The 22,979-nt window shown below is 45.4% G+C and carries 23 protein-coding genes and 1 riboswitch; of the genes, 17 read left to right on the forward strand and 6 right to left on the reverse strand.

All coding sequences use genetic code 11. The annotated features are described in order from the left end of the window. Nucleotides 1-28 precede the first annotated feature (28 nt). A complete protein-coding gene (locus ITG12_RS11660) occupies nt 29-250 on the forward strand; it encodes a YecH family metal-binding protein (RefSeq protein ID WP_038874575.1) in 222 nt (73 codons plus the stop codon). 111 nt (nt 251-361) lie between these two features. After that, entirely contained in the window at nt 362-946 is a 585-nt protein-coding gene (locus ITG12_RS11665) for a YhgN family NAAT transporter (RefSeq protein WP_038872547.1), read from the forward strand. Nucleotides 947-1,012: 66 nt separating this feature from the next. Here the strand turns inward: ITG12_RS11665 and ITG12_RS11670 are convergent, their stop codons facing one another. Beyond that, a complete protein-coding gene (locus ITG12_RS11670) occupies nt 1,013-1,279 on the reverse strand; it encodes a DUF1145 domain-containing protein (protein ID WP_038872549.1) in 267 nt (88 codons plus the stop codon). Nucleotides 1,280-1,304: 25 nt separating this feature from the next. Further along, nucleotides 1,305-1,904 (reverse strand): 16S rRNA (guanine(966)-N(2))-methyltransferase RsmD, encoded by a 600-nt coding sequence (rsmD, locus tag ITG12_RS11675; protein WP_038874573.1) that lies wholly within the window; start codon nt 1,902-1,904, stop codon nt 1,305-1,307. 223 nt (nt 1,905-2,127) lie between these two features. Here rsmD and ftsY point away from each other — a divergent pair, with 223 nt between their 5' ends. The 6 genes from ftsY to glpG all read left to right on the forward strand — a co-directional run bounded on the left by ftsY (nt 2,128) and on the right by glpG (nt 7,680). Further along, on the forward strand, nt 2,128-3,366 hold the full coding sequence (ftsY, locus tag ITG12_RS11680; RefSeq protein WP_248873090.1) for a signal recognition particle-docking protein FtsY: 1,239 nt from the start codon (nt 2,128-2,130) through the stop codon (nt 3,364-3,366). 22 nt (nt 3,367-3,388) lie between these two features. Then, nucleotides 3,389-4,063, forward strand: a complete 675-nt coding sequence (ftsE, locus tag ITG12_RS11685; protein WP_005535654.1) for a cell division ATP-binding protein FtsE — start codon at nt 3,389-3,391, stop codon at nt 4,061-4,063. Continuing rightward, nucleotides 4,053-5,021, forward strand: a complete 969-nt coding sequence (ftsX, locus tag ITG12_RS11690; RefSeq protein ID WP_038872556.1) for a permease-like cell division protein FtsX — start codon at nt 4,053-4,055, stop codon at nt 5,019-5,021. Before ftsE ends, ftsX begins: the two co-directional genes overlap by 11 nt. Before the next feature lie 175 nt (nt 5,022-5,196). Then, nucleotides 5,197-6,054 (forward strand): RNA polymerase sigma factor RpoH, encoded by an 858-nt coding sequence (gene rpoH, locus ITG12_RS11695; protein ID WP_038872559.1) that lies wholly within the window; start codon nt 5,197-5,199, stop codon nt 6,052-6,054. 466 nt (nt 6,055-6,520) lie between these two features. Beyond that, nucleotides 6,521-6,841, forward strand: a complete 321-nt coding sequence (gene glpE, locus ITG12_RS11700) for a thiosulfate sulfurtransferase GlpE (RefSeq protein WP_038872561.1) — start codon at nt 6,521-6,523, stop codon at nt 6,839-6,841. Continuing rightward, nucleotides 6,841-7,680 carry a rhomboid family intramembrane serine protease GlpG gene (glpG, locus tag ITG12_RS11705; protein ID WP_038874569.1) on the forward strand — a complete coding sequence of 280 codons (840 nt, stop codon included), beginning with the start codon at nt 6,841-6,843 and terminating at the stop codon, nt 7,678-7,680. The genes glpE and glpG overlap by 1 nt, the downstream gene beginning before the upstream one ends. A gap of 97 nt (nt 7,681-7,777) precedes the next feature. Here glpG and ITG12_RS11710 read toward each other — a convergent pair whose 3' ends face one another. Then, the gene (locus ITG12_RS11710) at nt 7,778-8,188 is read right to left on the reverse strand and encodes a flagellar basal body-associated protein FliL (protein WP_248873091.1); all 411 of its coding nucleotides are present in this window, start codon (nt 8,186-8,188) and stop codon (nt 7,778-7,780) included. 153 nt (nt 8,189-8,341) lie between these two features. Here ITG12_RS11710 and ITG12_RS11715 point away from each other — a divergent pair, with 153 nt between their 5' ends. Together ITG12_RS11715 and ubiA are read left to right on the forward strand one after the other, a co-directional pair. Then, nucleotides 8,342-8,881, forward strand: coding sequence for a chorismate lyase (locus ITG12_RS11715; RefSeq protein WP_038872568.1), 540 nt, complete (start codon nt 8,342-8,344; stop codon nt 8,879-8,881). Then, nucleotides 8,882-9,736, forward strand: a complete 855-nt coding sequence (ubiA, locus tag ITG12_RS11720) for a 4-hydroxybenzoate octaprenyltransferase (protein WP_038872570.1) — start codon at nt 8,882-8,884, stop codon at nt 9,734-9,736. Between the two features lie 87 nt (nt 9,737-9,823). Here ubiA and plsB read toward each other — a convergent pair whose 3' ends face one another. Further along, nucleotides 9,824-12,250 (reverse strand): glycerol-3-phosphate 1-O-acyltransferase PlsB, encoded by a 2,427-nt coding sequence (gene plsB, locus ITG12_RS11725; RefSeq protein ID WP_038874565.1) that lies wholly within the window; start codon nt 12,248-12,250, stop codon nt 9,824-9,826. Between the two features lie 368 nt (nt 12,251-12,618). On the opposite strand from plsB, the gene lexA reads away from it, so the two are divergent. The 3 genes from lexA (at nt 12,619) to dinF (ending at nt 15,946) form a co-directional block, all read left to right on the forward strand. Then, complete coding sequence (gene lexA, locus ITG12_RS11730; RefSeq protein WP_038872575.1) at nt 12,619-13,239, forward strand: transcriptional repressor LexA; 621 nt, start codon at nt 12,619-12,621, stop codon at nt 13,237-13,239. Nucleotides 13,240-13,472: 233 nt separating this feature from the next. After that, nucleotides 13,473-14,267, forward strand: a complete 795-nt coding sequence (locus ITG12_RS11735; protein ID WP_038874562.1) for a class I SAM-dependent methyltransferase — start codon at nt 13,473-13,475, stop codon at nt 14,265-14,267. Nucleotides 14,268-14,602: 335 nt separating this feature from the next. After that, entirely contained in the window at nt 14,603-15,946 is a 1,344-nt protein-coding gene (gene dinF / locus ITG12_RS11740; RefSeq protein WP_038872577.1) for an MATE family efflux transporter DinF, read from the forward strand. Between the two features lie 69 nt (nt 15,947-16,015). On the opposite strand, the gene sthA is transcribed toward dinF, so the two are convergent. Next, entirely contained in the window at nt 16,016-17,446 is a 1,431-nt protein-coding gene (gene sthA / locus ITG12_RS11745; protein WP_080869724.1) for a Si-specific NAD(P)(+) transhydrogenase, read from the reverse strand. 261 nt (nt 17,447-17,707) lie between these two features. Between sthA and fabR the strand changes: the two genes are divergently transcribed. Both fabR and ITG12_RS11755 read left to right on the forward strand, forming a co-directional pair. Then, nucleotides 17,708-18,349, forward strand: coding sequence for an HTH-type transcriptional repressor FabR (gene fabR, locus ITG12_RS11750; protein ID WP_010444457.1), 642 nt, complete (start codon nt 17,708-17,710; stop codon nt 18,347-18,349). After that, nucleotides 18,349-18,714: a YijD family membrane protein gene (locus tag ITG12_RS11755; RefSeq protein WP_038872582.1), complete on the forward strand. Its 366-nt coding sequence runs from the start codon at nt 18,349-18,351 to the stop codon at nt 18,712-18,714. The genes fabR and ITG12_RS11755 overlap by 1 nt, the downstream gene beginning before the upstream one ends. Before the next feature lie 64 nt (nt 18,715-18,778). On the opposite strand, the gene trmA is transcribed toward ITG12_RS11755, so the two are convergent. Then, the gene (gene trmA / locus ITG12_RS11760) at nt 18,779-19,888 is read right to left on the reverse strand and encodes a tRNA (uridine(54)-C5)-methyltransferase TrmA (protein WP_038872585.1); all 1,110 of its coding nucleotides are present in this window, start codon (nt 19,886-19,888) and stop codon (nt 18,779-18,781) included. 184 nt (nt 19,889-20,072) lie between these two features. Then, nucleotides 20,073-20,274: riboswitch (cobalamin riboswitch) on the forward strand. A 57-nt stretch (nt 20,275-20,331) separates the two neighbouring features. Here trmA and ITG12_RS11765 point away from each other — a divergent pair. After that, the gene (locus tag ITG12_RS11765; protein ID WP_039977061.1) at nt 20,332-22,206 is read left to right on the forward strand and encodes a TonB-dependent receptor; all 1,875 of its coding nucleotides are present in this window, start codon (nt 20,332-20,334) and stop codon (nt 22,204-22,206) included. An 83-nt stretch (nt 22,207-22,289) separates the two neighbouring features. Further along, nucleotides 22,290-22,973 (forward strand): ATPase, encoded by a 684-nt coding sequence (locus ITG12_RS11770; RefSeq protein WP_038882250.1) that lies wholly within the window; start codon nt 22,290-22,292, stop codon nt 22,971-22,973. Nucleotides 22,974-22,979 lie beyond the last annotated feature (6 nt).

Consider the following 22,979-nt stretch of genomic DNA (forward strand, 5'->3'; position numbering starts at 1 on the left):
GGATTCAACTTAATAACTGGAGTCGATGATGACCGAGATTCATGCTCACAACTTACTTAACCTACTTCGAGAAACGCCAATGGATCGTGATGAACTGGCAGCTCACTTTGGTACAGATGTGCGTTTCCATACCTGTAAGCTGAATGATCTAGACTTAGGTGCATTGCTAGAGTTCTTGCTAAAGCGCGAAAAAGTACGCGAACTGGAAGGTAAGTTTGTCGTGAATATGGCACGCGTTTGTAACCACTAAGCTGCGGCTAAAAATTGTTGATGGAGGCGAAGCATTCATTTCGTCTTCTATCATATCTTCACTGAATCACTTTGTTATACTGGCCGCCAAATTTTCAGTCGAGGCCAGAACATGGATATTCTTTCAGCAGCGACCATGCTGTTTCTTATTATGGACCCACTCGGAAATCTTCCGATTGTGTTATCCATTCTCAAACACCTTGATGCAAAACGCCGCCGTAAGGTGCTGATCCGTGAATTACTGTTTGCCTTGATGATTCTGATGCTGTTCCTTTTTGCGGGACAAAGCATCATGAGCTTCCTCCATGTTCAACCGGAAACGCTGAGTATTTCTGGCGGGATCATTCTTTTCATCATCGCGATTAAGATGATTTTTCCAAGCGCAGGTAGCATTACTGGCCTTGCTGCAGGTGAAGAGCCGTTTATTGTGCCGATGGCGATTCCTATGATTGCTGGCCCTTCAGTGATCGCAGCGTTGCTTTTATTGTCTTCTCAGCATCCAGACAAAATCATGGAGCTGTCTGCTGCTGTGTTGATCGCTTGGGGTGCAACTTTCTTCATTTTGATGTTCTACAGTTTCTTCCATCGTATTCTTGGTGAGCGCGGTCTGAAAGCGATTGAGCGTTTGATGGGTTTACTGTTGGTGATGATCTCAACCCAGATGTTCCTCGATGGCGTGAAGAGCTACATGGGCTAAACCTCCGTCAATTTGATGAATACAAAAAAAGCCGCTCATGTGAGCGGCTTTCGTTTATTTGTCTTTTTACATCATGTGCTTCCGACGAATATCGAGAAGAGCAAAGATGCCGAATATCAAAATGGAGTACTTTTCCCAACTGCTCATCTTAATCTTGTCGCCAAATGCGCCAATGAAGATTGCCATTTGCAATCCATGCATGATGAACAGAAAAGCCGTCATGATGTACAACGCAATGGCCGCTTTGCCAGGGAAGGGCATAAAGAAGTTGAGGATCAATATGAACCAGACGAAGGCGATGGCTGCTTTAGCCAGTATCAATAATGCTTTCATTTAACTATCCTTTTAAATTGGGGCTTTAAGCTGATGTGCGTTCATACAGACGGTAACTGACCTGGCCTGCGGTTTTCTCTCGGTGCAGTCGCCAGTTGTCAGGAAGCCCAGCAATACTTAGCTCTTTTTCAGTTTCAATATAAATCATCGCATCTTCTGCAAGCCAGCCGTTTTGCTCTAGCAAGGTCACGGTTTCATCTAATAAGCCTTTGCGAAACGGCGGATCAATGAATACTACGTGATGCGGTGTACCTGGTTGCTTTAAAAAGCTCAGTGCGTCGGTGTTGACGACTTTAATGTTGTTAGTATTCAACGAGGCAACATTTTTCTGCAATTGCTGAAACGCTTGTGGGTTCAGTTCCACCATCGTCACTTGGTTTGCTTGGCGAGAAGCTGACTCAAAGCCTAAACCACCAGAACCTGCGAATAGGTCGAGACATTTCGCTTGCGGCACATCTTGAGCTAACCAGTTAAATAGGGTTTCTTTCACACGATCCGTGGTTGGGCGTAATCCTTCTGCATCATGAACAGGGAGTTTTCGACCTCTCCATAAACCACTAATAATGCGAACAAAGCCCGTTGTTGGCTTTTTTTGTGATGAGTTTTGCTGGCGACGTCTTACCATAGATTTTTTGACCGCTAATAAAGTGATACTATATCCAATCGCCCAAGCTTTGAGCTTGGATATAGCCCAGAATATTCAAGATGACAGAGTGTAACACTAATAAGATTAGATTCACCTAATTGGAAAGTTTTCACAACTTTGTCATTAGCCTTTTCTGTAAAGATAATAATCTTGTCAGAAAAGAGTCATTAATAGATAAGAGCACAATCTAGGATAGCCCCAGATGACGGAAAAAAAGAAGCGCGGATTACTTTCGTGGCTAGGTTTTGGTGATGAAGAACAGACCCAAAAACCGACAACAGATGAATCAGTAAAAGAAGAAGCAGAAGCAGTAGAAGCGCCAGCTGGTGAGCAACTGCAGGTGGAAGAGGCTGCCGAACAAGCAGAAGAGAAAACCACACTTGAAGAAGAGCCGGAGAAGGGTGAACCTGTCCTAGCAGAAGCAGAAGCAGAAGCAGAAGCAGAAGCAGAAGCAGAAGCAGAAGCAGAGGAGCCACAAGTACCGGTTGCGCCTCGTGTCCAAGAACAAGAAAAGCCAACCGAAAGCTTCTTTGCTCGCCTTAAGCGCAGCCTAAGCCGCACGAAGGCAAACATTGGTGCGGGTTTCTTCGGTTTGTTCAGCGGTAAAAAAATCGATGAAGACCTTTTCGAAGAATTAGAAGAACAGCTGCTTATCGCTGACGTGGGTATGAACACCACGACGAAAATTATCAATAACTTGACCGAAAAAGCGTCACGCGGTGATTTGAAGGACGGCGAAGCACTCTACGGCCTGTTAAAAGAAGAGATGGCAGAAATTCTAGCGAAAGTAGAACAGCCACTTGAAATTGATAGCAGCAAAACCCCTTACGTTATCTTGATGGTTGGCGTTAACGGCGTCGGTAAAACAACCACAATCGGTAAGCTGGCGAAGCAGTTCCAAAGCCAAGGTAAGAAAGTCATGCTGGCGGCGGGTGACACCTTCCGTGCTGCAGCGGTTGAACAGCTACAAGTATGGGGCGAGCGTAACAACGTTCCTGTGATTGCTCAGCACACTGGCGCAGACAGTGCTTCGGTTATCTATGATGCGATTGAAGCGGCAAAAGCGCGTGGCGTCGATGTGGTGATTGCCGATACTGCAGGTCGTCTACAAAATAAAGCTAACCTGATGGAAGAGCTGCGTAAGATTGTTCGTGTCATGAAGAAGATTGATGACTCTGCACCACATGAGATCATGCTGACGCTAGACGCAGGCACTGGGCAAAATGCCATTAGCCAAGCGAAACTTTTCAGTGATGTTGCCCCTCTAACCGGGATTACATTGACTAAGCTGGATGGAACAGCGAAAGGTGGCGTTATCTTCGCTCTTGCTGATCAGTTTGAAATTCCAATTCGCTACATTGGTGTTGGTGAAGGTATCGAAGACTTGCGTCCATTTGAAACTCAAGAGTTCATTGACGCTCTGTTTAGTCGTGAAGAGTAATTAGAGTTAGAGGAAATCAACGGTGATCAAATTTCAGCAGGTAAGTAAAGCTTACCGAGGTGGGCGACAGGCATTACAAAAAGTCGACTTTCACCTTCGACGCGGAGAAATGGCTTTTTTAGGCGGGCATTCCGGTGCAGGTAAAAGTACCTTGCTGAAACTGATATGTGCGATAGAACGTCCTACTGATGGCAAAATCCATTTTAATGGTCATGACATCACACGTATTTCTAACAAAGACATTCCGTTTTTGCGCCGCAATATCGGGATTGTTTTCCAAGATCATCGCTTATTGATGGATCGCAGCGTGTTCGATAATGTCGCGCTGCCGATGCGCATTGAATCGATTTCTGAAAATGAAATCAAACGTCGTGTTTCTGCGGCGCTAGATAAAACGGGTTTGCTCGATAAAGCCCGTTGCTTGCCAAGTCAACTATCAGGTGGTGAGCAACAACGTGTAGGTATTGCACGCGCTGTCGTTAATCGACCAACGCTGCTAGTGGCGGATGAACCAACCGGTAACCTTGATCCAGAACTGTCCAACCGTGTGTTGCGATTGTTCGAAGAATTTAATCGTGCTGGCGTGACGATTCTCCTAGCGACGCACGATATCGGGTTAGTAAACACTCGCCCACAATATCGTCATTTCGAATTGAACCAAGGCTTCCTAAGTGAGGTAGAAGACTATGGTAGGTAACAAGCGCACCCAAAAGAAAGGGAAAGGTCGCAGTGCCAAGCGTGCTAATACCGATGGTTTTTTCTCTGTTCATATCAAACAAGCTAAATCTTCTTTCGGCGCATTATGGCGTCGCCCTTTAGGTAACATTCTGACCTTGGCTGTTATCTCCATGGCGTTAGCAATGCCAGCTTGTTTGTATTTGTTAGGTAAGAATGTGGCTGGTGCAGCACAAGATGTTGCATCACCATCGCAAGTGAGTGCCTACTTAGTCGAAGGGATGCCTGACGCGCGCGTTATGGTGCTCAAAGATCAGATTGAAACATGGCCTTCTGTAAAAGAGGTGGAATATATTTCTCCGCAACAAGGTCTATCTGATTTAAGCCAGTACGCAGGGTTTGACCAAGCGCTAAGCCTATTAAGTGGTTATGCCTTGCCTGGCGTGTTGGTGATTACGCCTGATTCCGAACAAAAAAGCGCAATTCAGTCGCTTGCTAAACAAGTTCGTGAGCAACAAGACGTGACAGATGTTCGACTAGATGAAGATTGGTTGGCACGGCTTGATGCGATAAAAACCCTTGCTGGCATTATTGTCATTACCCTGACAGTGCTGATGTTGGGTGCTGTATTTTTAATCGTCGGTAATACATTGCGCTTTAATGTGTTGGCAAACAAAGAAGAGATTCAGACAATGAAGCTGATTGGTGCGACCGACAGTTTCATTCTTCGTCCTTACTTATACACTGGCATGTGGTTTGGTGTGCTTGGGGCGACCATTGCATGGTTAGTGACGGCATTGATTACGGTTGTCATGAATAACGCAGTTGAGCAATTGGCATCGTTATATGATAGCCAATTTCGTTTGATTGGCTTGAATTGGGATGAATCTCTACTGTTGATCATCACTGGTAGCTTGCTAGGTTGTATCGCCGCGCGCTTTTCAGCGCAGCGTCACTTGAAAGAAATTGAACCAGTTTAGGTGATAAGGGTCTTATACTTGGAATTTATTAGCACAAGCTAATTTTTACCCCTTGTATAGACCATTTGTTTATGGATAATTACTCGCCCTTCTTGAAACTTGTTCATTTTGAGTTCAAGATGGCCAAGCTAAATTGCAATGTAATGCTCCAGATCAGAGATTGATGAGGAATTGAATGACAAAAGAAGCGTATCCGATGGCTCTAGTCACGCAAGATAGCCTTGATAGCTATATTCGTTCTGTAAACAGCTACCCAATGCTGACACCAGACGAAGAGCGTGGGCTGGCAGAACGATTACACTACAACGGTGAGATAGATGCGGCGAAAGGCCTGATTTTGTCACACCTACGATTCGTTGTTCACGTTGCTCGTGGCTACTCAGGCTACGGCTTGCCAATGGCAGACCTAGTTCAAGAGGGCAACATCGGTCTTATGAAAGCGGTCAAGCGTTTCAACCCAGAAGTGGGTGTGCGTTTGGTGTCTTTCGCTGTTCACTGGATCAAAGCAGAAATCCATGAATACGTGCTACGTAACTGGCGTATCGTGAAGATTGCGACAACCAAAGCGCAGCGTAAACTGTTCTTCAACCTACGTAAGTCTAAGAAGCGCTTAGGCTGGTTTAACAACGGTGAAGTAGAAACAGTAGCACGTGAGCTAGGTGTTGAGCCTTCAGAAGTACGAGAAATGGAATCCCGTCTAGCGGCAGTGGACTCAACGTTCGATATGCCAATGGATGATGACGACAGTTCAAATTCGTACACAGCACCAATGGTGTACCTAGAAGACAAATCATCTGATGTTGCCGATAACATTGAAGCAGCAAACTGGGAAACACACACCAATAACCGTCTAGGCCATGCGCTTGCAAGTCTGGATGAGCGCAGTCAACGTATTGTTCGTTCTCGTTGGTTAGACGATGAGAAAGCAACACTGCAAGACCTTGCTGATGAGTTTGGTGTTTCTGCTGAGCGTATTCGCCAGCTAGAAAAGAACGCAATGAAGAAACTGAAACTTGCTGTTGGTGAGTTCTAACTTCTGCTTCTAATATAAAGTAAGATTTTCATAGAAAGCCGAGATCATGTGATCTCGGCTTTTTTATTTCCGATCCAAAATCGATAGCGTTTGCGATCTATTTTATCTGTGCTACCTGTGCATAACTCTGTGAAGTAATTATTCATCAACTGTTCGAAAGCCGGACAAAATAAGGCTTTGTCGTGGTTTTACTGCTGGGGATAGTTCTAAATATACACACAGTTAGATCAAGATCATCACTACATCTTGTGGATCAAAAGATCAAAATATACTTTATCAACGCAATTCACAGCTTTATCCACAAATGGTTGTAATGTGAACAGTTTAGAATGACCGGACTATCTCTGTGTCTAAGTTTGGCTTTGGATAGGTTACAATGGCGTCACTATACGCAAGTGACTTTAAGCGCCTAAATTTCAGTGCCATGAGGTTGCTTGGGTATATTAATAAGACAATGAGAAAGCAAATGGACCAGTTTCAACATATCGATGTACAAGGCGCGCAAACATTACTTGAGCAAAGTGAAGCTCGGCTTGTTGATATCCGCGATCCTCAATCCTTCGCAGTCGCTCATGCAGAATCGGCATTTCACCTTACTAACGATTCGATCGTGTCGTTTATGGACGAAGTCGAGTTTGAACAGCCTATTCTAGTAATGTGCTATCACGGCATTAGTAGCCAAGGTGCAGCACAATATTTGGTTAACCAAGGCTTCGAACAGGTGTACAGTGTTGATGGTGGCTTTGAAGCCTGGCAACGAGCAGAACTACCGATAGTGAGAAGTTAATGAAAAGATTGGTAACGTTAAATAACCCACGTATGGCGCAAGCCTTCATCGATTACATGGCATCACGCCAGGTTGATATCCAAATCATGCCGGAAGGTGAAGGGCAGTTTGCGCTTTGGTTGACGGATGCGCAGCACGAAGTTGAAGTTGAAGCAGAGCTCAAACAGTTCTTAGCCAACCCTTCTGATCCTAAGTACAGTGCCGCTTCGTGGAACGTTGCCGATACACGAAAAAGTAAGTTTCATTATGCGAGTCCAAGCATCATGGGCATGATCAAAGCGAAAGCAGGTCCGGTTACGCTCGCGATAATGATCACTTGTGCTGCTATTTATTTGCTTCAACTACTCGGTTTTGGACGAGGTGTATTTGATTGGCTGCACTTTCCTGCATTTGAAGGACAGCAATGGCAATTGTGGCGTTGGATAAGTCATGCACTGTTGCACTTTTCGATAACACACATTGTTTTTAACCTGCTTTGGTGGTGGCAATTTGGTGGGGATATTGAACGTCGCTTAGGTTCCGGTAAGCTCTTACAGCTCTTTGTTATCTCAGCTGCCCTATCTGGCGCAGGTCAGTTTTATGTCGAAGGTGCAAACTTTGGTGGCTTATCTGGCGTGGTGTACGCTTTGTTGGGGTACTTATGGATTCTTGGTTACCGCTTACCTCACCTTGGATTAACGTTACCAAAACCGATTATTGGTTTTATGTTGGTGTGGCTGGTATTAGGTTTTGTACAACCATTTATGGCCATTGCCAATACGGCGCATTTAGTGGGGTTCATTTCTGGAATGGCCATCGCGGTATTCGATTCTGGTAAGCAGAAATACCAACAAGCTTAGGTATGTAAAAGCATTCTAAGGTTACTGACATAGAGATGCTTTGCTGACAATAAAAAAGACCGCCGATTGGCGGTCTTTTGCATTTTGAAAAGCGGACTTATTGGTAAAGATATTTGGTAAACAGTAAGTCGGCAATGATGGTTTTGCCTGTTTCTGGTAGCAAGGTCTCGTTGAGTTCTTGGACCAACGTTTTTCGTAGGTCCTCACGACCAGACAACGACTTAATTGTATCTTCGCTTTGCTTACCGAGCAGTTCAATTACTGCATCGCGGATTAATGGTTGATGATGCTCTACCACAGCAAGGTCTTGCTGGCTCATGACCATAATATCGATACGTACCTGCACGTAGCCCAGTTTATTCCCTTTTGTGTAAAAGTTGGTGGTTAAGTCTGGTTCTAAGGAGAAGTACGCGAGCTGTGGTCCAGTTTCTTCTTTTTCGGCCCATGTAGGGGATGAAATAAGCAAGCTTAGCGCGACAATAATTTGGGCTACATAACGTTTGTACATATTTATAACTTTTCTTTCTCTGGATCGCGATATTCGAATCGCTTCAGTCTTGGTACAATAGACCGTCTAAAACAAATAACGGAACTTACAGTTTCAATAAGACGGTAAGTTGTTGCTTTATTGTACGCATAAAGCCACCAATTGAATACTAGTATGAATCAGCCGATATCACTCTATCTTACTTCTTTATTGGAAGTAGAGTGGCAAAACCCCGAAGAATTTGAATTCCCTAACGAATTCGCCAAGCATTGGCTTGAAGAACAGGGCTCTTTGTCACGTCGTTTAGGTCAGCACTGCCAACGTTTAACGGTGGAATTGCTGCATAATCAGATCGTCACTGCTAAGACGTTAAAACAGGATGAGAGCCAGCTATTGTCTGAGCAAGATTGCCTATTGAGAGAGGTGATTTTATGTGGAGACAATACGGATTGGGTCATTGGACGCACGCTTATCCCACGTACAACTTTGGTCGATCAGCAATATGACTTGGCTCAGCAAGGTGATATCCCGCTGGGCTTAACAGTATTTAGCGCTGACAATGTCGAGCGTGACGCATTACAGATGGGCTGGGTAAATCTACCTCATGGCCGTTTTTTGGCGCGTCGCTCACGATTGTGGATGAATCACAAGCCGATGTTGGTTGCCGAGGTTTTCTTACCTAATTCACCAGTTTACGCTAAGGAGAAGGTGTAAATGTCCGCAGAAAAAGCCAAAGCATATTGGCAACTGATGCGAATGGATCGTCCAATTGGCTCACTATTGCTCTTGTGGCCAACAGTCTGGGCGCTTGTCATCGCCGCTCAAGGCATGCCTAGTTGGAACGTTCTGATTGTTTTTGTGTTGGGCGTATTTCTGATGCGCAGTGCAGGATGCGTGATTAATGATTTTGCTGATCGTAAGGTTGACGGCCATGTAAAGCGCACCAAGCAACGCCCATTACCCTCAGGTAAGGTGACATCAAAAGAGGCCATTGGCCTGTTTTTAGTATTAGGTGTGAGTTCTTTCTTACTCGTCCTCACCATGAACCCACTAACGATTCAACTTTCGTTTGCGGGCATCTTCTTAGCCTTCATCTACCCATTCATGAAGCGTTATACCCACTTACCACAACTATTTTTAGGCTTAGCATTTAGCTGGGCAATCCCGATGGCATGGGCTGCACAAACTGGTGAACTGCCTTGGATTGTATGGTTTGTCTTTGCGATTAACGCACTGTGGACTATTGCTTATGATACCCAATATGCGATGGTTGACCGCGATGACGATTTGAAGATTGGCATCAAATCAACGGCGATTTTGTTTGGTCGTCACGATAAGTTGGTGGTTGGGATCTTACAGCTCATTACGCTGGCAATGTTGGTGTTGTTAGGCCAACACTATGAACTTGGTCAAAGTTACTATTGGATGATTTTGGTGGCCGCTTCGTTGTTTGTTTACCAACAGCATTTGATTCGTCATCGCGATCGCGATTTATGCTTTAAAGCTTTCCTCAACAATAACTATGTTGGGATGGTGGTTGCTCTTGGGTTGTTTATCGCATTTTGGTAAGCGCTCAGAAAACGCTCTGTGATCAGTCCTGGTATGAAAAAGGCGTCCAATTGGATGCCTTTTCTGTTTGTATCGAGGTTCTGCTATTTATGCATGAAGTTGGTGGATGCTCTCTTCGATGGTGAGCTTCACTTCCGGATAAAGTAGAACAAACAACAGTTTGGCAAATTGCTGCGTCTTTTCTAGGTCACAGTTACCATCACAATCTAAGTATTGCTGTTCTTTCAATGTATTGAACATTGCAGTGAAAACACCTTTGTCGAAGAACTCTGGCGCGTTAATACCGTGTAAACGACCCAAACGCTGTGCAATGTCTTGGCTCTTCTGTTCAAGGTCAGATTTACCAAGTTCTTGGTCTGCAACGAGCAGGTTCATTGCAATTGAGTAGCGTTGCAGTGTTTCAGTGATAGTACGGCCCAATAATACCAAGGATTGGTTGTTTGACTGGTTGATTTCCAGTTTATCGCCGTCTTGGCAAACCATCTTCTGCTCAATGAACTCGTTCAACGTCTTAACCACAAGCTCGTTCAAATCCTCTTCCTTATAGCTTAAGAACAGCTCTTTCTTCAGGAACGGGTAGATTTGAGCAACGTTCTCTTGAATCTTTTCTACGGTCACGTTGCGCTGACGAATGATCATCTGAGCAATCAATGAAGGTAGAGCGAACAAGTGAATGATGTTGTTGCGGTAGTAAGTCATCAGAATCGACTGGCTACGATCCAGCGAAATGATGTCACCCATGGTGTCGGTTTCAATCACAAACTTATCAAGTGAGATAGCGTGATCCACCAATTCTTCAGCCGTTTCTGTTGGTATTGTTGAAGTGTTTGAATATGGGTTGTTCTTAAGTAACTTCAGGTAGCATTCAATCTGGTTGATCAGAGAATCACGAGATAATGCACGTTGACGAGAAGCCAACAGCGCGGTCGCACATAGAGTTAGAGCGTTAGTCGCAGCCGCATCGTTAATGTGCGTCATCATCTTGTTTGCCAGACCGTTCACCACTGGGTTCATCCATTGTGGTTTACTGCCGCCCATACGATCGATGTCTTTCGTCCACTCAGGAGCGTGTTCATTCAGGTATTGGTTTAGCTGAATCGGCTCACCGAAGTTCACGTAACCAAGACCAAAGTTGCGCAGCTTACGCAGAGTACGCAACACAAGACCTGCGTTCTCTTTCTCTTTACGCGAACCACGCAGTTCTTTGGCGTAAGTACCCACTTCCATTACGTGTTCGTAACCGATGTACACAGGCACTAACGTTACTGGACGGTTTAGACCGCGTAGCATGGCTTGAATCGTCATTGCCAACATACCGGTTTTTGCTTGCAGCAGACGACCAGTACGTGAACGACCACCTTCACTGAAGTACTCAACCGAGTAGCCTTTAGCAAACAGCTCTGATAGGTACTCACGGAAAATCGTGGAGTACAGCTTGTTGCCTTTAAAGCTACGACGAATAAAGAACGCACCACCACGACGGAAGATTGGACCCGCTGGGAAGAAGTTCAGGTTGATACCCGCAGCAATATGCGGTGGCACCATACCTTCATGGTACAGAACGTAAGAAAGCAGTAGGTAGTCCATGTGACTACGGTGACATGGTACATACACGATCTCATGACCATCTTGCGCTAGGCGACGAACGGTCGAAGCGTTGTTGATGTGCAGACCTTGGTACAGCTTCGTCCACAACCAGCCAAGAATACGATCGCCGTTTTTCACCAAACCGTACGAGAAGTCCGCTGCAATTTCATCCATGATGCTGTGCGCTTCTTTGCGCGCTTTTTCAATCGAGATGTCTTTGCTTTGTGCTTCGTCTTCAATCGCTTTTTCAATCGCAGGGGATTTCATTAGACGTGCGAACAACACTTGGCGTTGTGGCAAGTTCGGCCCCGAGGCGGCAAGCTTTTGACGAGAGAAGTGAATACGAGCCACGCGCGCCAGCTTATGCGCAATGGCGCTGTCTGTACCGTGAGAGTCCGCCATGTAGCGCAGTGATACTACGGGGCTAAAACGCACCAAACAGTCACGACCAGCACCCATTACCGCTTTCGCTTTTTGTGGCCCATTCATTGGTTGAAGGTACGGTTTGTGGTTTTCTTCTTTACCAGGCTTACGACCCCAAAGTACGGTGGCAGGGATCATTTGTACGTCTAATTCACTATCGAGCTGGTGTAGCTCAAGTAGTTCAGTAAATAGAGAGACTGATTCGCTCGGTACATCATTATCATTGCTCATCACTGTTGGACGTGAAGCAATAAATACGTAGCGAGTAAGGGTTTTGCCATTAATTTCTAGCGGACTGAGTGGGTCAGGTAGACCAAGACTCATCGCTTGTTTTTGTAATGTCAGCAAATCCACGTTCGAACGAAATGGTAAGGCATAAACAATTGGCTTCGTTAGATCGATGTTGAGATCATCAATCGGGTTCGATGGAATTGTGGTGCCCTTTACCATTACCGATAAAGGTAGTTTTAGTAATGAACGTGAAAATGATTGTCCAGAAGACATAAAGTTCACAGCCTCAATAGGTATTCAAACAAGCCTAACCTTATTTCAGTGTCCGCTTCCTTTTCATCAACAGGAAAAGAAATAGGTACGGCTATAGAAATAAGCCTAGGCGATAAATTTTAAGCGCTGCAAGGATAACAGAAACTGGTCAAACCTTTTAATTTTATTGAGTGGAAATTAGTCGAACCCATAGGTTGTTGCTTTCTTTAGACTAAGGAAATCTTTTCTGTTTAAAACGCTAGTTAACTTGAGGTTTGTGGTGGCGTTCATAAAGCATCGGAAATAAATTAAAAAACAACCAATTGGGTTTTCATTTGTTCATTTACTGGATATACTCACAGTTAACTGTATAAAAAGACAGGTGACATATGAAGCCGTTAACGCCACGCCAACAACAAGTCTTCGATTTGATTAAAAGCAAAATCGAAGACACCGGAATGCCACCAACTCGTGCAGAGATTGCGCGTGAGCTTGGCTTCCGTTCTGCGAATGCCGCGGAAGAACACCTAAAAGCGCTTGCTCGTAAACAAGCGATTGAAATTATCCCAGGCGCATCTCGCGGGATCCGAATCCTACTTGAAGATGCGGCAAACGACGATCAAGGTCTGCCTTTGATTGGTCAAGTTGCTGCTGGTGAGCCGATTTTGGCTCAAGAGCATGTGGAGTCTCACTACCAAGTGGATCCTGCTATGTTCAAACCAAAAGCAGACTTCTTACTTCGCGTAAACGGCGAAAGTATGAGAGACATCGGTATCATGGACGGCGATTTGCTGGCTGTGCATAAAACTCAAGACGTACGCGACGGTCAAGTTGTGGTTGCGCGTGTTGATGATGATGTGACAGTGAAGCGTCTAGAGCGTAAAGGCTCTACAGTACTTCTGCACGCAGAGAACGAAGAGTTTTCACCAATCCAAGTTGATCTAACATCGCAACACTTGACGATCGAAGGTCTAGCAGTGGGTATCATCCGTAACACTGACTGGATGTAGGTTTCTTACCTCAAGCAATCTAATAAAGCCCAGCTCTCTGCTGGGCTTTATGTTTTCTGCGCTTTCTTTCCCATTTTGATTTTCTTCAAAGCATATTTCTTTTCTTCCAAGCATAGTTACGCTCGCACTGATTCAGATCGTTTGGCTGTTGCGTTAAAACTTGCAAGTGATATTGAGATTTATTATCATCTAGTTCCATTTAACCATTTTCTTTTCGGCGCAAGGAAATGCCCATGTCCAAGCCTCAACATCACGTACCTAATCATCTGTTGAAACCGTTGTTTTTGCGTAGCCGCGAAAGCTTGGTCGATAACGGCTTGGTGTACGATCCGATCGCTGCAAAAGCGTGCTTGAGCTGCAAAATGGCACCAGATTGCATCAGTGGCGACGTCGATCAGAAGCAGCTGCTGCACGTGACTTTAACTCAGTTGTGCGATCAGCAGGTCAGTCACTTTCTTCAACAACACTCAGACGCTTGGATCATCAACGTAGGTGCGGGCTTAGATACGCGCTTCTACCGTTTGGATAATGGTCGTTGTCATTGGATTGAACTGGATGTCACCGAGAATCTGGTTTGGCGTCAGCGATTGTTCCACAAAAACGAACGTTACGAGCATCGTTGCGGTAGCGTAGAAGACATGAGCTGGTTAGACGAGGTGCGCATTCCTGAAAAAGCACCAGTACTGATCCTGTGTGAGATGGCTTTACTCGATTGCGATGAATCGCGCGTTGCGACCTTTATTCAGACATTGGGTCGTCATTTTGTTTCGGCAGAAGTGTGCATGGTACTAGCAGGTGACTTAACCGAAAGTAAATGGGGACAGAAGCTCGGCTCAGATACGTATGCTCACGGTTTTGAAGCTCCGGCAGAGCAAGTCTTGCATTGGTTACCATGGGCACAATGGGTAAAAGCCTTCTCACCATTCGACCGATTCTGTTCACGTTGGAAAGCATGGCAACGTTGGCTGAATAAAATCCCAATGTTGAAGCATCGCCTCACGCCAGTCCTCGTTCACATCAAGTGGTAATTGGCTAGGCACGAGGGTCTGTTTATCTTTTGTGGTTAAATTTTGTTCGAGATAAAAGCGTTTTAATCGCGACGATAGGCGGACGGCTAGTTGTTAGCCGCCTAGTCACTCTAAGCAATGACCTATCAACAAAGAGTAAAGCGCTTTTAGTGGGGGCGCCCAGCCCGAACCCTTGGGCAGCTTTGCGGCTCTCTTGTACTGAGTTACTGTATTTCAAACTTTTCTCTTTTTTGATTGAATAGTAAGAACCCACAAACAGCTGCAAAAATAAGCTCTAAAGGTCAACAGACCCTTAGTACTCAGGTACACTCGCTGATCTAAACAACGAGGTGCCTGTGACAAACTCTATCTTCTCTCCTTTATCGAATCCTCAAGTGCATCGCCAAGTGTTAGCGCTCGCTATCCCTATGGTGCTTTCGAATATTACTGTTCCACTATTGGGCTTGGTTGACGCTGCGGTGATCGGTCACCTTGAACACGCTTGGTATCTCGGCGGTGTTGCGCTTGGTAGCACCATGATCAGCGTGACGTTTTGGTTGCTTGGTTTCTTACGCATGTCGACTACAGGGTTGGCGGCGCAGTCTTATGGCGGTGAAGACCGAAAACAACTCGCTTTGGTGCTTATGCAAGGCTCACTAATGGCATTGCTGTTTGCGTTGGTCTTTCTTATTGCTCATAACCCAATCGCGGACCTGATCTTTGGTTGGAGTGATGCCAGTGCTGAAGTGAAGCACTATGGCATGCAATATTTCTCTATCCGCGTATGGAGTGCACCTGCTGCACTGATGAACTTTGTTTTGTTGGGTTGGCTGCTTGGAACACAAAATTCCAAAGCACCAATGTGGATGGTGATCATCACCAACGTGACCAACATCGCGCTCGATTTACTGTTTGTGATTGGCTTGGGCTGGAAAGTAGAAGGCGCAGCGCTGGCATCGGTGATTGCTGATTACTCAGGCATGGCGTTTGGCTTGATGTGTGTGTGGAAAACATGGCGTGCACGTCAGTTACCATCTCCGAAGAGCCTGCTAACCGATACTCAACATGGGCTAGGGCGTTTCGTAAAACTCAATCGCGATATCTTCTTACGTTCGCTATGTTTACAAGCTACGTTTAGCTTTATGACTTTCCAAGGTGCGAGCTTTGGTGATGATGTGGTTGCGGCTAATGCGGTATTGATGAGTTTCTTGATGATGATTTCCTATGGCATGGACGGTTTCGCTTATGCCATGGAAGCCATGGTTGGTAAAGCGATTGGCGCGAAAGACCGAGCGCAACTCAGTGCTTCGTTGATTGGTACGTTCTTCTGGAGTCTGATCATCTGTTTAGGTTTGACAGCGGTATTTGGTTTGGCGGGATCGCAATTGATCGCCATGATCACTTCGATTGACGCGGTGCAGCAGCAAGCGTCGATATATTTACCATGGCTGGTGGTCATGCCATTGGCATCGATGTGGTGCTTCCTGTTTGATGGCATTTTTGTTGGTGCCACCAAAGGTAAAGACATGCGAAACAGTATGTTTGTGGCGACTTGCTGTTTCTTCGCGATATTCTTTTTGTTCTCTGGCTGGCAAAACCATGCGCTATGGTTTGCGATGACCAGTTTCATGGCAATGCGAGGGGTTGGACTCGGCGCTATCTTTTTCTATCAATGGCGCAAGGGACGCTTTCTTGTCTAGTTACACATAAAAAAAACAGCAGGTTGAGACCTGCTGTTTTAGCTTTTGGATCATGGCAACCCAATTGAATTAGAATAATCGGTTCAAACCGTTCAGTGCTGCTACGCGATAGGCTTCTGCCATCGTCGGGTAGTTAAAGGTGGTATTGACGAAGTATTCAATCGTATTGGCTTCACCTTTTTGTTCCATGATGGCCTGACCGATGTGGATGATTTCTGCAGCGCGCTCACCAAAGCAGTGAATACCAAGAATTTCTTTGGTTTCACGATGGAAGAGGATTTTCAAGCTGCCGATGTCTTTACCTGCAATCTGTGCACGAGCGAGATGTTTGAACGAAGAGCGTCCCACTTCGTAAGGCACTTTCGCCGCAGTCAGTTCTTGTTCGGTTTTACCCACTGAGCTGATTTCTGGAATGGTGTAGATACCCGTTGGGATGTCATCAATTAGATTGCCGTCAGCTTGTCCTTTAGTGATGGCTTGTGCCACGAAACGACCTTGGTCATACGCTGCACTCGCTAGGCTAGGGTAGCCAATCACATCACCGACTGCGTAGATGTGTTCCACTTCTGTACGGTAGTTACCATCTACTTTGAGTTGTCCGCGTGAATCACCTTCAAGTCCGACCGCAGGTAAGTTGAGTTTGTCTGTGTTACCCGTTCGACCGTTAGCATACAGTAGGCAATCGGCTTTCATCTTCTTACCCGATTGAAGATGTACGATAACGCCATCTTCGGTGCCTTCAATTTTCTCGAATGTTTCATCGTTACGAATTACCACGCCACTGTTCCAGAAGTGGTAAGACAATGCATCTGAGACTTCGTTATCTAAGAAAGAGAGCAGACGGTCGCGAGTGTTAATCAAGTCGGTCTTCACGCCTAAACCGCGGAAAATAGATGCGTATTCACAGCCAATCACGCCCGCACCGTAAATAATGATGTGGCGAGGGTCGTGTTTCAGACTCAGGATGGAGTCGCTGTCGTAGATGCGTTCGTGCAAGAAGTCGACGTCGTTCGGTTGGTAAGGGCGGGAGCCCGTGGCGATGACGAACTTATCTGCCGAATAGATTTCTTCTGTCCCGTCACTTTGCATCACGGCAATGGAGTAATTATCGATAAAACGCGCAGTGCCGAATAATAACGAGCATGAGTTGCGATCATAAAAGCCCTGACGAAGTCGCGTTTGCTTGTCGATGACCGATTTTGCGTGGCCTAAAATGTCAGAAAATGTTGCATGAAGGCTGGTGTTATTACGACAGAATAGCGGGTTGCTATTGAATTCAATGATTCGGCTAACAGCGTGACGCAATGCTTTAGATGGTATGGTTCCCCAGTGCGTACAACCGCCACCAACACTGCTTTCCTTTTCTACGATGGCAACATTTAGGCCTGCTTTGGTTAACCCCATTGCCGCCCCTTCTCCGCCCGGGCCACTACCAATTACGATCACGTCATAGTGATTAGCATGCGCCATGATGTCTTCCTTGTTATATTTGTTTAACATTGCTGTAGCGGGATTTTAACTCATTTACTCTAGGAGGAACATGTTATGCCGACTAGAGAGTGGAAGTGATCACGCAGAATCAACCAAAAGAACGAATTGGTATGTTGCATGTCTACTATTTGGATGGAGAGGATTGCAATTGGATGCATGCCAGTAGTAACGTGCTCGCCGCTTATTGGCAGACAACGTTACTTTATACGTGGGGTCGATATGCGTTATATTGAGGTTCTTGTACCCGATAGAAAAAGAGCAAGTTTAAGAATGAAATCGATGGGAATCCGCGCGCAGCAAAAAGAAAAAACACGTCGATCACTGATCGATGCGGCATTTAATCAACTCAGTGCGGACCGCAGCTTTTCTAATCTCAGCTTGCGAGAAGTCGCCCGAGAGGCTGGAATTGCGCCAACTTCTTTTTATCGTCACTTCAAAGACATGGATGAGCTTGGCTTAACCATGGTAGATGAAGGCGGTTTGTTGTTACGCCAACTAATGCGCCAAGCGCGTCAGCGTATTGTCAAAGAAGGCAGTGTGATTCGAACTTCGGTTGAAACCTTCATGGAATTCATTGAAAGTAGTCCTAACGTATTCCGCTTATTGTTGCGTGAGCGCTCTGGCACTTCTTCTGAATTTCGTACTGCCGTCGCTCGAGAAATCCAGCATTTTGCGGCAGAATTAACCGAGTATTTAATAAGCACTGGCATGACCAAAGAAGAAGCGTTTACTCAAGCAGAAGCGTCAGTCACTTTGGTATTCAGTTCTGGTGCTGAAGTTTTAGATTTAGATCGACGCGAGCGCGATGAACTCGCCGAGCGATTGATCATGCAATTGCGAATGATAGCCAAAGGGGCCTATTGGTATCGCAAAGAACGTGAACGTAACCGATTAAAAGGCGGGATAGAATAATGTCGAATGGAAATAAATCTGAAAAGAAAACGCTGATTTTGGCACTGGTTGCAGGTATGTGTGGTGATGCTTTATTGTCATGGTTGACCATGAGTGAAGTATCTTTCTCAATCTTCCCTTTGATTGCACTCGTGCTAGCAGTACAGGCGCTTTACCAAGAATACCTTAACAACCCTGTATCAGAAGATATCCCGCTAGTTGGTTTGGCGTGTTTCTTTGTTGGTGCATTTGGCCACTCTGCTTTCATCAAAGCACAATACCCAGAAGCCGGCTCTAACTTCTTCGCGATTCTGGTTTCAATGATTCTGTTGGCTTGGGTTGGTAAAAAGCTGGGTTTTATGGAGAAGAAAGCTTCTGCTGAATAAGCAAAACAAATTCAATAAAAAGCGAGCCAATGAGCTCGCTTTTTTTGTATTTGACGCTGGTGGATTACGCTTTACGTTCTAGTAAAACGCCCGCTTCCATATGGTGTGTGTAAGGGAACTGGTCAAACAGAGCAAAACGAGTCACGTTGTGCGTTTCACATAGAATGTCCAAGTTCTCTTTCAAAGTATCAGGATTACAAGAGATGTACATGATGCGCTCGTAACCTTGCACCATCTTACAAGTGTCGACATCCATACCTGAGCGTGGTGGATCGACAAAAATCGTGTTGCAGTTGTAGCTCTTTAGATCCACTCCTGCATCTTGTAGGCGGCGGAATTCACGTTTACCTTCGATTGCTTGAGTAAATTCTTCTGCTGATAGACGTAGGATTTGTACGTTATCAATCTCATTTGCTGCGATGTTGTATTGCGCAGAAACCACAGATGGCTTCGCCAATTCAGTTGCAAGAACGCGGTCGAAGTTTTGTGCCAGCGCCAGAGAGAAATTACCGTTACCACAGTAAAGCTCTAGTAAGTCGCCAGTGCTTTCTTGAGTGCAGTCGACCGCCCATTCCAGCATCTTCTCTGCTACTTTGCCGTTTGGCTGTGTGAAGCTATTTTCAACCTGCTGGTAAATGTAGCTTTGACCGTTTACGTCCAGCTTTTCGATCACGTAGTCGCGGTCTAAGACAATCTTCATCTTACGAGCACGGCCAATGATGTTTAGGTTGAAGCCTTCATCATTTAAACGTTGCTTAAGTGCTTTTGCGTTTTCAATCCACTCTTCATCAAGTTGGCGATGGTAAAGCAGTGAAACCAGAATCTCGCCACTTAAGGTCGATAGAAAATCCACTTGGAACAGCTTGCGACGCAAGGATTCATTATCTTTCATCGCATCCACTAAGAGTGGCATTAGGTCGTTGATCAGACGGCTAGCTGCTGGGAATTGGTCTACTCGATATTTCTCACGAGTTTCCTGATCGAACATGATGTAGTACAGGTCTTCACCTTCATGCCAAACACGAAACTCAGCACGCATACGGTAATGCTGCTCTGGTGATTCAAACACTTCCAGCTCTGGCACGTTGTATGGCGCGAACATATCCGTGAGACGTTCGACTTTTTCAGCCAGTTGTTCTTGGTAGCGTTGTGGATTTACATCAAGAGTAGCCATGATCTTACCTTTTATGGTGCATTCAATTTTAGAGCGCAGATTTTATTCAATCTCAACAGTATGTCCAGTTTTGTACTCTATTTGGTTTAAAGATAGTGTGTTCTGTGTCAGTTGATACGCAAATGAACCAAAACGTTACAATTGTTAGGGCTAATATTGGCTGGACAAATAATCAATAGCTTAATAGTATTTGCCCCAAGCTGGTGCTATCTAGCAATCTAGATGGCTGAAATGGGAATCTGGTGAGAATCCAGAACTGACGCGCAGCGGTAAAAGAGAACGAACGCTCATCAAGACACTGCATTAGTTTATGTGGGAAGTCGAGCAATTAGGTGGTACTGCCATGCTCTTGAGTCCGAATACCTGCCAGCAACTGAGCCACAGCACTGGACTACTTAAAACGAGTAGGGCTCGGTAGGAATTACGCGAATTAGGACAATACAATGAGAAAAACGTTTCTTGCGATCACGTGTGCATCGCTGCTTTCACCTACCTTTTATTTACAGGCCCAAGAAGCCTCTGCAGACGAAACGGTTGTGGTTACCGCAAACCGATTCCAGCAAATTGATGGTGCGGTTCTCGCACAAACCGTTACGGTAACTAAAGAAGATATTGAGCGCCTGCAAGCAAACAGTCTGTTTGATGTGTTCCGTACACTACCGAGTGTTGAAGTTGCTCAGTACGGTGGACGTGGTCAATCTGCCTCTATTTATGTGCGAGGTGGTAGCTCATCCCAAGTTCTTGTTTTAGTCGACGGTGTGCGCATGCCACGCGCGATAATGGGCGGCGTCGATTTTAATCAGTTTCCAATCAATTCTATTGAACGTATCGACTACATTCGTGGTGCGCGTGCTTCTATTTACGGCTCAGAAGCGATTTCTGGCGTCATCAACATTATTACTCGAGCAAACATTGATAGTGATGCAAGTCGTGTGTCCGCTGGTTATGGTTCGGACAATCATAAAAAAGGAACGTTTGTTGTCTCTAAGCCAGTCGGTGAAGGTAAACACTTTAAGGGCGTATTAGGCTACGAGAAAACCGATGGTTTCAATGTGAAGCCGTTGCCAGGTGTGAATGATGGCGATGAGCACGGCTTTGAAACGCTCAACCTAAAACTAGGCTACCAACAAAACTTCTCTGATAACTTATCAGGCTACGTTGGTCTGAGTGCTTACAATAATGAGTATGACTACGACAACAGTAGTTATGGAAACCCAGCATGGGGCACCGTTGATAAACACGAGAAGAAAACCGGTGAAGTTGAGTATGTTGGTGCAGACCTATCATTGGAATACAACAAAGACGTGTACTCATCTGAGTTGAAATTGGCTTACGGCCAGCAAGACAACTATGACCATAAATCAGGTCAAAGCAAATCAACCGGCGATCACGTTGCTATTGAGCAGTTCAATGCGATTTGGTTGAACTCGTACAGCGTAAACGAAGAGCTGAGCGTTGGTGGTGGTTTGGACTACCGCACAGAAAAGCTAACCAAGGGTTATATTGCCCCAAGTGATTGGGGACCTGCTAAAGATTACGACCCAGAAAAGAACCCAAGAACCAATTTTGGTGCTAGCGCAATTGCTCAATATGCGTATGACGTATGGACGTTAGAAGCGAGCGTACGTAACGATGAAAACAACCAATTTGGCAACAACACCACTTGGCAAACTGCTGCGGGTTGGAAGTTTTATCAAGGTTATGAATTAACGCTAAGCCACGGTACAGCTTTCCGAGCTCCGAGCTTTGTTGATTTGTATTATCCAGGCTACGAAATGCCAAATCTAAAACCTGAAGAATCAGAAAATACCGAGCTGTCACTATCGGGAGCTGTATCGATCCTTGATTGGACGGTAACGGGTTACTACAACCAAATTGAGAACATGCTAATTTGGGAAGGTGCGGGCATGCAAAATGTCGGCGAAGCAGAAATCAAAGGTGTAGAACTAGAGGTGAAATTCGATACAGATATCGTTTCTCATGAGTTTTACTTAGATTACAAAGATCCAGTCGATAAATCTGGTGCAGAAGATACTCAACTGGCATACCGCGCCAAGCGTGGTGCTAAGTGGAATGCTTACGCGACGTTTGACCAATGGACATTGGGCTCACAGTACCTTTACCAAGGTGAACGTTTTAATGGCAGTACAAGATTATCGAGTTACAGCCTATGGAACTTCACCGCTTCTTACGCGGTGAACCAAAACTGGGATGTTAATGCGAAGCTAAGTAATGCCTTCGATAAAGATTACGAGATGTACTCAGGTTACGCGACGCCGGGGCGTCAGTACTTTGTCTCGGCGGACTACCGCTTCTAATCGAATCCAACAAGACCGCCACATCGGCGGTCTTTCTTATTGTGAACAAAGAAGCTGGTGTAAATCGGTAACGAGGCAAGTAAATGACAAAGGCAAAACGTGTTGTGATTAGCTGGTCGAGTGGTAAAGACTCCACGTTAACGTTAGAGCGTCTAAACGAAAATCCGCATTATCAGGTGGTTGGCTTGTACACAACTTATGTTGATAAAGAAGTACCTTTCCAAGCAACGCCACTTGAGGTTGTGCAAATGCAGGCGGACTTACTTGGTCTTTCGCTCATTACCATCGAGCTGCCCGAAGTCTTCCCGAGTAACGACATTTATCAATCGACCATCGTTCATGCATTGGAAAATAGTGGGCTGAATGTAGAAGCTGTCGCGTTTGGTGATATGTTCTGCAATGGTATAGCTGATTATCGACGTAGCTATATTGAGCCTGCCGGTTGGGAATGTGTATTCCCATTGCTGGGGGAAGAGAGCAAGGCATTGGCATTTGAAATTGTCGAGCGTGGTATTCAAACCATGCTAATCACCACCGATGGAGAAGTATTACCGTCGGAGTGGTGTGGACGTTGGTATGACAAAGCGCTGATTGAGTCATTACCCGGTCATATTGACCCCTGCGGGGAAAATGGTGAATTCCATACATTGGTGACATCAACGCCATCATTTCAAGGACATATAGAATTGACTAAGCTTGAAGTGGAAATAGGGGAGCGATTCAGCCATCAAAGATACCAAGCCAAAGCATTGCCAAAACAAATCTAACCAGTA

Origin of the sequence: Vibrio sp. ED002 (genome assembly GCF_023277445.1) — a bacterium.
Lineage (GTDB): Bacteria > Pseudomonadota > Gammaproteobacteria > Enterobacterales > Vibrionaceae > Vibrio > Vibrio jasicida.